The 14,510-nt window shown below is 65.4% G+C and carries 10 protein-coding genes; all 10 read left to right on the top strand.

The features are described 5' to 3' along the window. A partial coding sequence (locus MVA01S_RS11105) for a hypothetical protein (protein ID WP_159426314.1) occupies positions 1–2,428 on the top strand: 2,428 nt, incomplete at its 5' end. An 881-nt stretch (positions 2,429–3,309) separates the two neighbouring features. Next, positions 3,310–4,185, top strand: a complete 876-nt coding sequence (locus tag MVA01S_RS11100) for a glycosyltransferase family 2 protein (protein ID WP_255251692.1) — start codon at positions 3,310–3,312, stop codon at positions 4,183–4,185. Between the two features lie 250 nt (positions 4,186–4,435). Then, positions 4,436–5,587: a glycosyltransferase family 4 protein gene (locus MVA01S_RS11095; RefSeq protein ID WP_081529040.1), complete on the top strand. Its 1,152-nt coding sequence runs from the start codon at positions 4,436–4,438 to the stop codon at positions 5,585–5,587. Further along, positions 5,584–7,584 (top strand): putative glycosyltransferase family protein, encoded by a 2,001-nt coding sequence (locus tag MVA01S_RS11090; RefSeq protein WP_003930231.1) that lies wholly within the window; start codon positions 5,584–5,586, stop codon positions 7,582–7,584. Before MVA01S_RS11095 ends, MVA01S_RS11090 begins: the two co-directional genes overlap by 4 nt. A 254-nt stretch (positions 7,585–7,838) precedes the next feature. Then, the gene (locus MVA01S_RS11085; protein WP_144033048.1) at positions 7,839–8,759 is read left to right on the top strand and encodes a hypothetical protein; all 921 of its coding nucleotides are present in this window, start codon (positions 7,839–7,841) and stop codon (positions 8,757–8,759) included. Next, entirely contained in the window at positions 8,756–10,096 is a 1,341-nt protein-coding gene (locus MVA01S_RS11080) for an MATE family efflux transporter (RefSeq protein ID WP_144033047.1), read from the top strand. Before MVA01S_RS11085 ends, MVA01S_RS11080 begins: the two co-directional genes overlap by 4 nt. After that, a complete protein-coding gene (locus MVA01S_RS11075) occupies positions 10,093–11,451 on the top strand; it encodes a glycosyltransferase family 4 protein (protein WP_003930234.1) in 1,359 nt (452 codons plus the stop codon). The genes MVA01S_RS11080 and MVA01S_RS11075 overlap by 4 nt, the downstream gene beginning before the upstream one ends. After that, a complete protein-coding gene (locus MVA01S_RS11070) occupies positions 11,448–12,224 on the top strand; it encodes a polysaccharide deacetylase family protein (RefSeq protein WP_003930235.1) in 777 nt (258 codons plus the stop codon). The genes MVA01S_RS11075 and MVA01S_RS11070 overlap by 4 nt, the downstream gene beginning before the upstream one ends. Further along, positions 12,224–13,480 carry a nucleotide sugar dehydrogenase gene (locus tag MVA01S_RS11065; RefSeq protein WP_003930236.1) on the top strand — a complete coding sequence of 419 codons (1,257 nt, stop codon included), beginning with the start codon at positions 12,224–12,226 and terminating at the stop codon, positions 13,478–13,480. The genes MVA01S_RS11070 and MVA01S_RS11065 overlap by 1 nt, the downstream gene beginning before the upstream one ends. Beyond that, the gene (locus MVA01S_RS11060) at positions 13,464–14,501 is read left to right on the top strand and encodes a glycoside hydrolase family 113 (protein ID WP_204249577.1); all 1,038 of its coding nucleotides are present in this window, start codon (positions 13,464–13,466) and stop codon (positions 14,499–14,501) included. Before MVA01S_RS11065 ends, MVA01S_RS11060 begins: the two co-directional genes overlap by 17 nt. Positions 14,502–14,510 lie beyond the last annotated feature (9 nt).

Here is a 14,510-nt window from a genome sequence, read left to right as displayed (position 1 = left end):
CGGGGTGTCTCGGGCGATCAGCGTCTCGGTGGTTGATGACACTGAGAAGGAGTCGCTGGTTCCGGGTGCTGCGGTGGTCACCGTTATTGGTCTGCCGCCGGCAGTCGCGGTTCTGGGTGCCCCGGTCTTCCGGTTGGGCGGGACTCCGGTGAAGGTCGTCTCCTCCGTGACGATCACCGACGCGGACTCGGAGCGTCTGTCGAAAGCGATGCTGACGATTGGTTCGCTGGGCTACAAGTCCGGGGACGTGCTTAGTTATGTTGGTGCCGAGGGCAGCCCGATCACCGCATCGTGGGACGCAGTTACCCGGACGCTCACGCTTTCGGGGGTGGCCTCGATCGCCGAGTACGAGGCCGCGATCAACGCGGTGACGTTCACTGCATCCGAGGGTGGGGTGTCTCGAGCGATCTCGGTGTCGGTGGTTGATGACACCGACAAGGAGAGCCTCGCACAGGGTTTGGCGACGGTGTCGGTGGTCGGTTTGCCGCCGTCGGTGGCTGTGTTGGGTGCTCCGATATTCCGGTTGGGTGGTTCTCCGGTGAAGGTGGTGTCGTCGGCGACGATCACTGACCTTGATTCGGACAGTCTGTCGGGTGCCACCATCGCGATTGCTACCGCTTTCAAGTCCGGTGATGTGTTGGCCTACAGCGCGGTTGCGGGCAGTCCGATCACTGGGAGCTGGGATGCGGCGACCCGGACGTTGACGTTGTCGGGTGTGGCGTCGATTGCCGAGTACGAGGCGGCGATCAAGGCGGTTACGTTCTCCACGACTGAGGGTGGTGTTACTCGCGGCCTGGCGGTTCATGTGACTGACGATGTTCAGGTGCGCAGTGTGGTGGCGGGTTTGGCGACGGTGTCTGTGGTCGGTTTGCCGCCGTCGGTGGCGGTGTTGGGTGCTCCGATTTTCCGGTTGGGTGGTTCTCCGGTGAAGGTGGTGTCGTCGGCGACGATCACTGACCTTGATTCGGACAGTCTGTCGGGTGCCACCATCACGATCGGCACCGCCTACCAGAACGGCGACGTTCTCAGTTACGTTGCCGCTAACGGCGTATCGATCACCGGTACCTGGGATGCGGCTGCGCGCACGCTGTCGCTGACGGGTGTGGCGACAAAGGCGCAGTACGAGGAAGCCATCAAGTCCGTCACCTTCACGACGGATCAAGGTGGCGTGACCCGCGGAATTCAGATCCACGTCATCGACGAAACCACCGTCAGGAGCGTGTTGCCGGCCTCTGCGGTCGTCACGGTGGTGGGGCTGCCTCCGTCGGTGACAACCATCGGAGCCCCGACCTTCACCATCGGCGGTGCGCCGGTGAAGCTGCTGTCGTCTGTCAGCGTCGCCGATGCGGATTCAGACCGTATGTCGAGAGCGACCGTCAGGATCACCACACTGGGGCAATCCGGTGACCTACTGGGATACGTTGCACCATCGGGCAATCCGATCAGCGCCACGTGGAACGCCACGACTCGGACGCTGACGCTGTCCGGAGTCGCGTCGAAGGCCCAGTACGAACAGGCCCTCGAGGCCGTCACGTTCTCCGCGACGGGGGGAGCGGGCCTGGTGCGCGGCATCTTGGTGACGGTGACAGACGACACCGACGTGGACAGTGCACTGCCGGGGGCGGCGACAGCCAACGTCCGGTACTCGTTGCCTCCCTCGGTTGTGACGGCGGGTTCGCCCACCCACACCATCGGCACTGCGCCCGTAAGGCTACTGTCGTCCGCGACAATCACCGATGCAGACTCCGACAGGTTTTCGTCGGCGAGGGTGACGATCGAGACCCTCGGTCAATCCGGTGATGTGCTGGGATATGTTCAGCCGTCAGGTAACCCGATCACTGCAACTTGGGATGCCGGCAGCAAGACGCTCACGCTGACGGGAATCGGCACCAAGGCCCAATACGAGGCGGCGCTACAGGCTGTCACCTTCTCTGCCACGGGCGGAATCGTGTTTGTTCGTGGGCTATCCGTGTCGGTATCTGACGACACCGGGGTCAGCAGTTCGGGCCTGCTGAACGGCGCGGCCGTTGCGACCGTGCGTGAGAATTCGGCGCCCGGTTTGTGGATCACAGGTGGCAGGTCGTACGACCGCAACGATCCGCCGATGAATCCTGTTGCCACGCTTTCCATCAGCGACGACCTCGGATTCCTGTCCGGCGCCACGCTGAGGGTCACTCACTCCGTGCAGTCGAACGACACCCTCGGATACGTGCAACCTTCCGGTAATCCAGTGACGGCTTCGTGGGATTCCGGTTCCAAGATGCTGACGCTGTCCGGGACGGCGACGGTGGAGCAGTACGAGCAGGCGCTGCGGGCGGTGACGTTCTGGGCGAACCAGGGCGGATGGACCACTCGGACGATCGCCGTAACCGTCACGGACAATGGCGGAAAAAGCGCTTCAGGTACGATGACCGTCAGCGTGTGGTAGCCCGCCGCGCCTGCTCGGTCAGATCGGCGGGCGGAGTGAGCCGGCGGCGTCCCTGATCGCGTAGCCGTAGGCACGCTCGGCGAGGAGTAGCTACCTGTGCCCGGCGTACTCGGCGTCGGGGGTGTCCGCGACAGCGCCGAGTGCGCGACGGCCGGCGACCTTGGGCTGTACGAACGCCCCCAGCTACTGCTCCTCCTCCTGCCGCCAAACATGTCTGAAAAATGCTGCACGACAATAGCTTCAGTTAGGTAGCCACGTATGGCGCCGTCAGAGTGTGCACCTCGCCCGCCGCGGCATGCGTGAGGAGGCGTTGGTAGTAGCGCCCTGGCGGCGATTCATCCTTTGATGAGGTATCCACCCGACGCGACCGGCGCGAGGTCACGCCGACACGGTATTCCAGCGATGCGGCAGCGAGTGGCTCGTGATGCTGTCACCTGGTGAGCGACAGAGGCGAAAACGGCTACGAGCAACTTTGTCGACAGAGCTTCGCCGCCCGAATTGGTCGTGAGCGTCAGCGGTGGCGTGAACGGGGTGGTGGCATAAGCGAGGCGCGGCATGAGACTTCGCCTTATGGCGCAGATCATGAGCGGCCGGCTCGAACACGCAGGTCACGAACTTGTAACAGGCCGGAGCGTAAGGCGCCCCCGGATAGCGCCTGCCGGAAATCGCTGGATAGTTCACAGCTAATTTTCATCAAGCAAACTTTTGCATCCGCAACTAATTGTCGGCGGTTAGCTAAAAAAGCGCATCTAGCAGTGTTGCCGGGCGTATATGTTGGTGCTAGCGTCGGTTTTCACGCACAGCTAATTGGCGAGCAAAGCCAAAAATAGCTAATCAATTGGTCTTCACTGAAATCGCAGGCCAATACCGGGGGGTGGGGTGTGGCAGAGCAACATTTGACTAACGGATACGGCCAGGCGCCGCCGGTTGCGCGCATAGCAAGCCGGGCTATCCACGTTGCAGATCCTTCGGCTCACATCGGTGACGCGCGACCGAAGGGGCGATCGCTGCCCCCCGCTCTCACCGTCAGCTTGGTGATTCCGGTGAAGAACGAAGCGCGCAACATCGCCTGGGTGCTCGAGCAGATCGGCGACGACATCAGCGAGGTGATCCTCGTCGATGGGAACTCCACAGACGCAACCCTGATCACCGCCCGTAGTTGCCGTCCAGACATCAAGATCGTGCCCCAGGAGGGCACGGGTAAAGGCAGCGCGCTCCGGACAGGCTTTTTGGCCGCATCGGGCGACGTCATTGTGATGATGGACGCGGACGGCAGCATGGCGCCTGCCGAGATCACGCACTACCTGCATTTTCTTGCCAACGGATTCGACTTTGTCAAGGGATCTCGATTCATCCCGGGTGGTGGGTCATTGGACATCACCGCCTTCCGGCGCCTCGGCAACCGATTCTTGCTCGGTGTTTTCAACTCCCTCTATCGCACGGACCTCACGGATCTGTGCTACGGGTTCTGCGCGTTTCACCGCAGCTATCTTGAGCTTCTTGCGCTTTCGGCCACCGGCTTCGAGATCGAGGCCGAGATGGTGGTGCGGTCGATGCAGGCGGGACTGCGTATCGCAGAGGTGCCGAGCCTTGAACTCCCGCGACGTGCCGGCAAATCCAATCTTCATTCGATCCGCGATGGCATCCGCGTTCTGCGCACCGTGCTTCGAAACCATCGTTCTGGACTGAGCGGTCACGTCGTGCAGTCGGTACGCAAGCAGGTTCACGCAGGCGACCGCACTCGGAGCATTGTGTGACCGGAGGCGATACCGGGGGAGTCCGATCCCCAGCTGCGCTTGTGGCGCTCATCGGCGGTCCCCGAGACCGTGTTCTTTCGGGGGTCGGTTACCCCACTGCATTGTTCACATCGTTGCCGGCCGAACGGGGGGCGGTTGCCGCCATGCTCCTCCGAAGGGCACGCCCACGGTTCGTCTACCGGAGTCGCGCGCGCGTCGGGCATACCGACGGTGTCCGAACGGGCGCGAACCGTCTCACGGGCGAGGTCGTATGACGACCTCCGTGTTGCGGGTTGGGTTGGTCGCAGCCAGATTTGCGCCGTTCCACGGTGGAGTGGAGACGTATGTGGGCTCGGCCGCAGCTGCCCTGGCGGCAGAGGGCGCAGACGTCACAGTAATCACCCAGGTCCCGCGGTCCTCGGATCTGCCACGCATGGAGGCCGTTGACGGCTACATGGTGGAACGCCACCAGCTGCCGATCGGCGGCGTTCTGGACGTGCCGTCGCTGCCGGCCGTGCGCGCGGCGGCCCAAACCGGACGATTCGACGTCGTCTGGGTGCACAGCTACCACACGCCGTTGGCTTGGCTGGTCGCTGAACGGACCGCCACGCCCGTTGTTTTCACGCCGCACTACCACGGCGTCGGCCACACCCCGCTACGTCAAGCGTTGCATTCGATCTATCGTCCCGTCGGCCGGCGACTCATGGCGGCGTCGAAACGCGTCGTAGCGGTCACCGACGCTGAGGCGAGCCTGCTCCTGCGGGACTTCGCCCAGGAGCTGCCGGACCGGAAGCTCACCGTGGTACCGACCGCGGTGCCGGATCCGATTCGCGCCCGGCAGCCATTTCCCGGCACCGCGAACGTCGTGCTGACCGTCGCACGCCAGGAGCCCTACAAGCGGACCGATCTTCTCATTCGCGCGATCGCCCAGCTGAGCCCACGCAACGTTCCGGCTCATCTCGTCGTGGTCGGCGAGGGATCTGGCCTGGGCGCGTACCGCCAGCTCGCTGTCGATCTCGGCGTCAGCAGCGTCGTGACGTTCACCGGTTCAGTGGACGACGAGACGCTGGCGCGCTGGTGGGCGTCGGCGTCGATGTATGCGTCCGCGAGCCAGCAGGAGGCCTACGGCATCGGGATGGCGCAGGCCCTCGTCGCCGGGCTGCCCGTCGTGGCCGCCGACATCCCGGCCCACCGCGAACTCGTCCGCCGCGCGGGCTCCGGTGCTGCCACCCGGTTGTGCAATATCACCGACGCGGACGACGAGACCGCCGCGCGATTTGCCGGCGCCATCGCCGACCTGCTCCCGTCCAGGAGTTCGCGCTCCGAACGCGCGCGGCGATGCATGTTGCCGAGCAGCGCCCAGATGGTCGGTCAGCTGCTCGAGATCCTCACGGAGGCAAGCGACATGGTGCGCAGGCCGTGACTCTCGCCTTGGACGACGAGGTCCACGGCTCCGACGACAGCCCGACCACCTCCGACGCTGCCCGCAGGCCGCCGTCTGACCGGACGGCGCTCCTGCGCGTGATCCTGGCCGTGGTGATGCCCCCGATCGGGGCCGTCCTGATCGTGCTCTCTCACCATCATGCGGCCGGCCTGGAGCAACCGGACGCGTTGATGTTCGCACTCTTCTGGGCCGGGTTCCTGGGCGGCATGCTGTCACTCATCTGGCTGGCCTGCGCACGGGCCACTGCCGGCGCGACCCGGGCCCTCGCCCTCATCGGCATTGGCTTGTTCAGCATGCTGCCGAGGGTGGTGCACTTCGTGCCCGTGGGTTCCGACGAGTACATCCACCTGCGGCAGGCGATGGAGACCTACCTCAACGGCGACGTCGGCCACACCCTGAAGCTGCTGCCGATCACCAAGGAGTTCTTCGGTCTTCACCAAGCCGCGAGCGCGTTCGCGCACCTCGGCGAAATCCCACTCTGGGTCGCCGCCATGTCGGTTGTCGTGCTGGCGCACGTCCTGTCCCTGCTGGGCATCTACCAGCTCGTCCGGATGGTCAACGTCCCTGCCGCAGGCGCGGCCGTCGGCGCGGTCATCTATTCGCTGAACCCGTCCTGGATGTACTTCAACGTCGCGTTCTCGTACGAGAGCCTGGCCTCGCCGCTGCTCGTCTGGTGTCTGGCAGCCGCCGTGGCGGCCGGCCGCGGGACGCAACATCTGCCCGTCAGAGCGATCGGGGCCGCCATTCTGGTCGTGGCGGTGTTGCCGATGACGCACCATCTCAGCACGATCATGCTCGTTCTGATCCTGGCGGTCCTGATCGGCGCCAGGTTGGTGCCCTGGTTTCCCATGGCGGCGTCCGGAAGCCTCGACGTCCGCCGGGAGCGGATCTGGCCGCTGGTCTTGATCTGGTCCTCTCTGATCGCGTCGATCGCCTTCTGGTGGGCCGGAAAGTACGACTGGCTGATCAACTACCTCGGTCCTGCCCTGAGCGAGGGTTACGCGCAGTTGCAACGGATCCTCGAAGGCGTCAGCAAGTCCACGAGCGGTCAGCGGTCGCTGTTCGCCAATGCCCAGAACCCGATGTACGAGATCGTCAGTGGTTACCTGTTCCCCTTCGTGACGTTGGCGCTGTTCCTGTGGGCTCTCGCGGTTCTGTGGCGCAACCGGCGCCGGGTCGGCTCCACGCCATGGGCGTTCGCAGTGGTCGGGGCGATGTTCTTCGCGAGCATGCCGATGTTGCTGACCTCGGGCGGTGCCGAGGGAGCGCACCGATCCTGGGGGTTCAGCTTCATCGGCATCGCGGTGCTGTGCGGCTTCGCGTGGTCGTTCGGCCCGCGGACCCCCGGCCTGCTCGCCGCGAGGTGGTCACGGGCGGCGCTCACATTCGCCCAGCCCACTTTCCGGGTCGGCGTCGCTGTCGCCGTCTACGTCGTCATGGTCTTCGGTGGCGCAGCGCTGGGAGTCACTGTGTCGCACCGATTCCCGGGTAGCTCGAGCGCGGGCGACGACGCCCGGGCGGCGACGAACGAGGGCCGGGCGGTGGCCGATTGGTTCGCAGCACACGTACCGGCCGACACCCCGGTGATGGCCGACCGGTATGTGTCGACCCTTGCCGGTTCACTTGGACGAGTCTCCGCTTTGCGGCCCAGCAAGGCGTTCCCGGTCTGGGACATCTACATGACCCCCGGCCCGTTGCGCCCCGAGGTGCTCAAGATGATCTGGGATTCCAAGATCGGCTACTTCGTGGTCGACTCCCGGATGGCGACCATTCGCCCGAAAAGCGGTACCTGGTTCGTCAAGGATGAGCCGGGGCGCGGGACCAATTCGCTTGTGTCACAAGCGGCCCTCGACCGCTTCAACTGCCTACCGTGGCTGACGGGTGTGTTCGCGGCCGGGACGTTGACGGTGTACGAGGTCGACCGCGATGCCCTGCGCCGCACGGAAGCACTCGGTTGCGAGAGGCCGACCGTATGAGCGTCACGTATCGGACGGACGACGGGGCGGCGGGCCCGTTCGCAGAACAGCCACCGGACGAGCGACTGAACGAACCGGCCATGGAGAGCCGGCCGCAGCGGCGCGCGCGACATCGCCGGCGGGTTGCGGAGCCACGACGCCGCGTGACGCCAGGGTCGCGAGACAGATTGCGACTGCTCGCGTGGTCGGTGTTCGGCATCGGATGCCTGCTGACAGCACATTGGATTCAACCGGAACACCGCTTACTGTTCGTGATGCCTGCCGATCCCGTCGGTTGGGCGGCACTGCTGTGCGGTGTCACCGGGCTCTCGCTGGTTCCCGGTTTGTGGTTGTCGGCGCTCGTCGCACGCACCGGGGCAGGTCAGCCGGCATGGCTGGGAACTCGCATTGCAACGACGCTGGTCTGGTATGCGCTCCTCGGCCCTGTCATCCACCGGTCGGCAGAGGGAGCCAAGGTCACCACCGGCGGCCTGCTCATCGCGACCGTGTCAGCCACCACCGCCGTCCTGATCGGTGTCGCGCTCGGCCTGTCGCGGTGGCCGTCCCGGCCATGGGGGCGTGTTCTCCTTCCGGCCATCGTCGGCGCCATGGGTGCGCAAACCGCGATCTGGGTGTCGATGCGGGTCTGGACGTTCGACATGAACTACGAGCACATCCGGCGGCTGGACTGGTTGATCGTGCTCTGCGGCGCACTGCTGGTGACCCTCGGGACGGTGAGCAAGCCCAAGCTGCCCGCGGTCAGGACCAAGCGCCAACTCGTCCAGATCGTGGTGGCGATCGCCGTTGTGGCTGCCACCCTCGGCGCGATCCGGCTCACAAGCGCCCTGTGGTCCCCGGCGCAGCAGATGCCGTCGGTGATCAGCGCGGAGCAGGTCACTGCGCAGTCCGGGACAGACCTGGCCTTCGCGCTGAACGCCATCGGCCCGGAGGGTGCCCGTCTGTTCGACCATGCCGCCTTCACCGTCGCCGATGACACCGGGCGTCAGGTGCCCGCCTCCACCCGGATCGAAGCATCGGAGACCTCGGCGACCCAGGCGACGCTGGACGTCGTGTTGGCGCCCGATGCCCGGCCGATGCTGTGCACATCGATCCAGGCAGCGAAGCTCACCGTGCGTGACCAGGCGTCAGGCTTGCAGGTGCAGGCTTTCGTCCCGGACGGTTGGTGCGCCCGATGAGCACGACGCACCCACAGAAGACTCGCGGAATGGTGGGGAACAGCTTCGCCCTCCTGGCCCTCACCAACGTCACGTCGGTCCTCGGCTTCGTGTTCTGGACGCTGTGCGCACGCAACGTATCTCCGGCCGCCATCGGCATCGCGAACACGGTGATATCAGGGATGTCTTTGGTCGCGATCGTCTGTGTCGCCGGGTTCCTGCCTTTCCTCACCCGACTACTGCCGGGTGCCAGTCCGGAGGATCGCAGTGGGCTTTGTAGCACGGCGTTCGTCGTCACCGCGGTCGCTTCCGGAACGGTCGGCGCCGTGGGAGCTTTCTTTCTGCCCACCCGGGTCCACACCACCGTCGGTACCGGCTGGGTGGTCATTCTGCTGGCCCTGGGTTCCGTCGGTATGGCGATGGGCATGGTGATCAATTCGTCATTACTGGGCCTGCGCCGGGCTGAGTTCTCGCTGTACGCCAGCAGTGCAGGAGCACTGCTGCGGCTTGCCACCATCGCGTCGATAATTTCTCTCGGAGCCCTCGCGGCAACCATCGACAGCGGCGCAACGCACACGATGCTCGTCATCTACGTGGCATCGCTGCTGACCTCCAACACCATTGCCTTCCTGTTGCTGCGCCGTGCCAACCCGGATTTCCGGTTCCGGCCACGTATGGAGTGGTTGAAACGCATCGGCCGGACAGTCGGCTGGGACCACGTCGCCGTTCTCGCGGTCCGGTCACCGGCGTTCATCATGCCGATTCTGGCCGCCGCGATATTCCCCGCCACGCAACTCGGCTATTACGCCGTCACGGTGATGATCGCGAGCGTGTTCCTCGCTGTTTCCGCCGCCGTGTCCAACGCTCTGTTGGCCGACTGCGCCGACGATCCCGGACGGCTTCAGGCTCAGGCACGACGCGCGATGCTCCTGATCGGGCTTCTGCTGGTCGTGCCCGTCGCCGGCACCTGCGTGTTCGCCAAGGAGGTGCTCGGCTTCTTCGGCAGCGAATACACCAACTGCAGCACGCTGCTCATCGTGCTGCTGTTGACGGCGTTCCCGGACGCGGTGATCAACATTTCCCTTTCGATCCTGCGAGTCCAGGGTCGACTGCGCATCATCACCGTCTTGACCGTGACCCAGGCGATCATGATGATCTGCGGGGCCTGGTTCCTCATGCTGCATATGGGTGTCATAGGCGCTGCCCTGGCTGCGGTTGCCGCGCAGACGATCACCGCGGCGGCGTTCGTCGCGGTGGGCACACGTCGCTTCCTCTTCGAACCACCGCCGGTCGAGCCGGTTGCAGTGCCGGTCCCGACGCCCAGTCCTCTTATCGGTGGGGGAGCAGGGTTGTCATGACAGATGACCGGCTTCACGGATTGCGCATCCTGCACGCGACCGACAGTTTCCTCCCCAACGTCGGGGGCCTGGAGCTGTCAATCCACGCGCTGGCTCGCGAGCAGGTGCGGCACGGCCGTTCGGTAGCGGTGGTGACGGCCGAGCATCCGGATGCGCCGGCCCGCGAAGACATGGACGGAGTGGAAGTGCACCGGCTGCCGATGGCGATGGCGCATCTCCCGGGCGCCTACGAGTCGACCACCCATCGGTTCTTCCCACCCGTTCCGGATCCCGTGTTCGCTCATGCTTTCGCCCGGCTTGTCCGGCGATTCCGGCCGGACGTCATCAACGTCCGCGGCTGGATCCTCTACAGCGTGCTCGGCACCGCCCGCCGCATGGGTATCCCGGTGGTGGCGAGCGCACATGATCACAGTCAGGTCTGCGCCACCAAGGTGATGCTCTACCGAGGCGAGAGTCTGTGTTCGGAACCGGGCCTGCGCAAGTGCATTGGCTGTGCCCGCTCGCAGTACGGCCTCAAGGGAGTTCCCCTGGCCGCCGGCCTGCATCAATTGGGATCCCGACGACACCGGGGCGTGGCCCAATGGACGGCTACGTCGTCTGCGCTCGCCGCCCGCGGTTCGGCGCCGCGCCCGGCGGACAGCGGGCCGCTGACGGTGATTCCCACGTTCATCGACGATCAGCTGATCGCGCTTGTCAACGCCGAGGGGACTGCGCGGCGTCCCGAATTCGTCCCGGCCGGCGGGCAGTACATCTTCTACGCGGGTGCGCTCGGTGTTCACAAGGGCGTAGACGTCCTGCTCGATGCCCACGAACGCCTTCGTGCGGGTGGTCTCGACATCCCATTGGTCCTCGCGGGCCTACCCCGTGACGATTTCCAGATTGAAGACCGGCCGGGGGTGATCGTGGCGACCAACGTCGCGATGCCGGATGTGATCGCTGCCTGGCGGCATGCCGTCGTCGGTGTCGTACCGAGCGTGGTTCCCGAGGGATTCGGTCGTGTGGCTGTGGAATGCCTTGCGGCGGGGACGCCGTGCGTGGTCTCAGCGCTGGGCGGTCTGCTGGACATCGTCACGGACGGGGTGGATGGGCTTCACGTACCGCCGGGAGACCCGGCGGCCCTGGCCGGCGCCATCCGGCGCATCGTCGAAGATGAGCCACTGCGATCGCGGCTGGGGGCGGCGGGCCCTTCCAAAGCCGCTCGCTTCACACTCTCCCAGGTGATACCTCAGCTCGACGAGGTCTACCTTCGGGCCCTGGGGCACAACGCAACCGTCACCAATCCTCCGCGAACGTCCGTACCCGTCAGTGGATTTCAGCTGGGGCAGCCCTACGACAAACAGGAAAACCGAGCATGACCGCTTCGATCCCCGAAAGGGCCTCCAGGTCTCGCGAGTTGGCCGCCGTCCCGCTGGTGTGGATGTATCACTCGATCGCACCCTATGACGAAGACCCCTACGAAGTGACCATGACTCCGCAGCGGTTCGAGAGTCAGATGCGCTGGCTACGCAGGCGGGGGCTGCGGGGCGTCTCGATGCAGGAGCTCCTCCGCGCCACCGGCGAGGGCCGGGCACGTGGGTTGGTCGGGCTGACATTCGACGACGGCTACCAGGACTTCATCCCCAACGCGCTGCCGATGTTGCAGCGATACGGTTACACCGCAACGGTTTTCGTCTTGGCAGGCCGCCTCGGCGGGGAGAACGAGTGGAGCCGTCCCGGACCGAACAAGCCGCTGTTGACCGCTGACGAGGTGAAGCAGATCGCCGAGGCCGGAATGGAGATCGGGTCGCACGGACTCAAGCACATCTCCCTGCTCAAGGCGGACGACGCATTGCTGACGTCGGAAGTGGCACGCAGTCGAGAGATCCTGCAGGAGTTGCTCTCTCGTCCGGTGCAGGGATTCTGTTATCCCTACGGCTATCTGGATGCGCGTGTCGTGGAGGCTGCTCGGGCCGCGGGGTACGACTACGCCTGTGCGGTGAAGGCGGGCCCCGAGATCGGTCGCCACGCCATACCCAGGACTTTGGTGCACGAAGGGGACACGACGTGGCGTCTGGACGCGAAGCGGGTTGTCTCATTGCTCACGGTCGGCAACCGTCACGGTGTCCGGCGGTACCGGGGAGGTCACTGATGAAAGTCGTGGTTGTCGGGCAGGGCTACGTCGGGCTGCCACTCGCGGTCCGAGCCGCGCAGGTCGGTCATCACGTCGTGGCGTATGACATCGACGAGAATCGCATGAAGAGGCTGCTGACCGCGGACTCGTATATCGAGGACATCACGGATGAAGTCCTCAGCGCCATCCTGGCGTCGGGTGCCTTCCACCCGTCGTCAGACGCCGGCGCGTGCGAGGACTTCGACGTCGCGATCATCGCCGTCCCGACACCGCTTCGCGAAGGCGTGCCCGACCTGCGCTACATCGAGGAATCCGCACAGACACTCGCGCGCTACCTGCGGACTGGTGCGACCGTCATCGTGGAGTCGACCACCTACCCGGGGACCACCCAGGAGCTGGTCGCGCCCATCCTCGAGGACGGCTCCGGCCTGATGGCGGGCAGTGACTTTCATCTTGGGTTCAGCCCCGAGCGCATCGACCCGGGCAACGCCACCTGGACGCTGGTCAACACTCCGAAGATCGTTTCGGGTGTGGACGGCGCCTCACTGGCATCCGTTCAGGCGTTCTACGACACGATCGTGGACACCACGATCCCGGTCGCCTCTCCGCGCGAGGCCGAATTGGCGAAGTTGCTGGAGAACACCTTCCGGCACGTCAACATCGCGCTCGTCAACGAAGTGGCGATATTCGCGCACGAACTCGGCATCGATGTGTGGGAGGCGATTGACGCCGCCGCGACGAAGCCGTTCGGGTTCATGCGATTCACGCCCGGACCGGGAGTCGGCGGGCACTGCCTTCCAATCGACCCGTCGTATCTGTCATGGTGCGTGGAGCGGACACTCGGTCACAGCTTCCGATTCGTCGAATTGGCCAACGACATCAACGAACACATGCCCGACCATGTGGTGCGCCGGGTCGCGCTGGCCCTGAACGACCAGAAGCGTTCGGTCAACGGGTCGCGGATCCTGCTGTTGGGCCTGTCCTACAAGAAGAACACCGGCGATGCCCGGGAGTCGCCGGCGGTGCGCGTCGCGCAACTGCTCGCCGGGATGGGCGCCGAGGTTCGCGGAGCCGACCCTCATGTCGTCGAGACCACCTCTGTCGACGGCCTGCTGACACGCGTCGAGGTCACCCCCGCCGAACTCGCGGCGGCCGACGCTGTCGTACTGCTCACCGACCACGACGCGTTCGAGTACGACGCGGTCGTCGAGCACGCGAGCCTCGTCCTCGACTGCCGCCACCGAGTCAGGGGTCCCCGTGTCGAGCATCTCTGAGCGCCGGACAGCCGCACGCCCGGTGGCGGTCGTCGCGATCTTCCTGACGGCAATCTCGGTGCTGGCGACGTCGCTCGGTTGCCAGCCTTCGGTCGCGGAGGTGCCCACAGGACAACAGCGCGGGTTCGCGTTGCCGAGTTGGGAGGTCAACGGTTACGACGGGCCGGCCGTTGAACAGTCGCTGAAGGAGATTCGTGCGCTGGGCGCGAACTGGGTGCAGTTCACCCCCACCTGGTATCAGCAGACGACAACCTCCAGCGACATCTACCGAACCGACAGGACGGTCAGCGACTCCGGTCAGGAGCGTGCCATCACGCTGGCCCACGACCTGGGGCTGAAGGTACTGCTGAAGCCTCACCTCAATCTGTCACCGCAGGGCAGCAACAAGATCGCCGCGCAGGACCGTCCCGCGTGGTTCGCCTCGTACACCGCATTCATCAGCCACTACGCCTCGATGGCACAGCGCCTCGGGGTGGAGCAGTTAGCCATCGCGACAGAGCTGGCCCGGATGACCGACGACCGACCGGCGTGGCTGCAGGTGATCCAGGCCGTGCGGGAACGCTACGACGGCCAACTGACCTACGCGTCGAGCACCGACTGGGAGCGGGTCCCGTTCTGGGATGCCCTGGATCTGATCGGCCTGGACGTCTACGCGCCCTTGAGCGCAACGCCCACGACGGACGTACAGGCGCTGCAGCAGGCCGCCGAGTCCTTCATCCCCCGAATCGCGGCGCTGTCGGCCAAGTACGACCGCAAGATTCTGTTCACCGAGGCCGGTTACACCAGCCAGCGGGGGACGGCGACGGATCCGTCCAGCTGGCGGATCAGCACGGTGCCGGCGCAGGCGGAGCAGGCGGCGGCGTATGAAGCGCTGCTGGCGGCCGCCAGCGACCAGCCGTTCTGGGCCGGGATCTTCTGGTGGGTGTGGGCAACCCCGCCGTACACCGAAGCCGAACCGCTGGACTTCTCCCCACGAGGTAAGGAAGCCGAAGCGGTGATACGCCGGTGGTGGGCACCGTGACCGCGGAGT

This window comes from Mycolicibacterium vaccae NBRC 14118 = CIP 105934 (assembly GCF_001552715.1).
GTDB classification, from domain to species: Bacteria; Actinomycetota; Actinomycetes; order Mycobacteriales; family Mycobacteriaceae; genus Mycobacterium; species Mycobacterium vaccae.
Note: the sequence above shows the minus strand (reverse complement) of the source record. Positions and strands in the feature narration are given on the sequence as shown.

What these genes read in the sequence shown, in the direction of transcription:
- MVA01S_RS11095 (WP_081529040.1), top strand. Translation starts at nt 4,436, where the DNA reads ATGACGACCTCCGTGTTGCGGGTTGGGTTGGTCGCAGCCAGATTTGCG.
- MVA01S_RS11085 (WP_144033048.1), top strand. Translation starts at nt 7,839, where the DNA reads ATGCCTGCCGATCCCGTCGGTTGGGCGGCACTGCTGTGCGGTGTCACC.
- MVA01S_RS11080 (WP_144033047.1), top strand. Translation starts at nt 8,756, where the DNA reads ATGAGCACGACGCACCCACAGAAGACTCGCGGAATGGTGGGGAACAGC.
- MVA01S_RS11075 (WP_003930234.1), top strand. Translation starts at nt 10,093, where the DNA reads ATGACAGATGACCGGCTTCACGGATTGCGCATCCTGCACGCGACCGAC.
- MVA01S_RS11070 (WP_003930235.1), top strand. Translation starts at nt 11,448, where the DNA reads ATGACCGCTTCGATCCCCGAAAGGGCCTCCAGGTCTCGCGAGTTGGCC.
- MVA01S_RS11065 (WP_003930236.1), top strand. Translation starts at nt 12,224, where the DNA reads ATGAAAGTCGTGGTTGTCGGGCAGGGCTACGTCGGGCTGCCACTCGCG.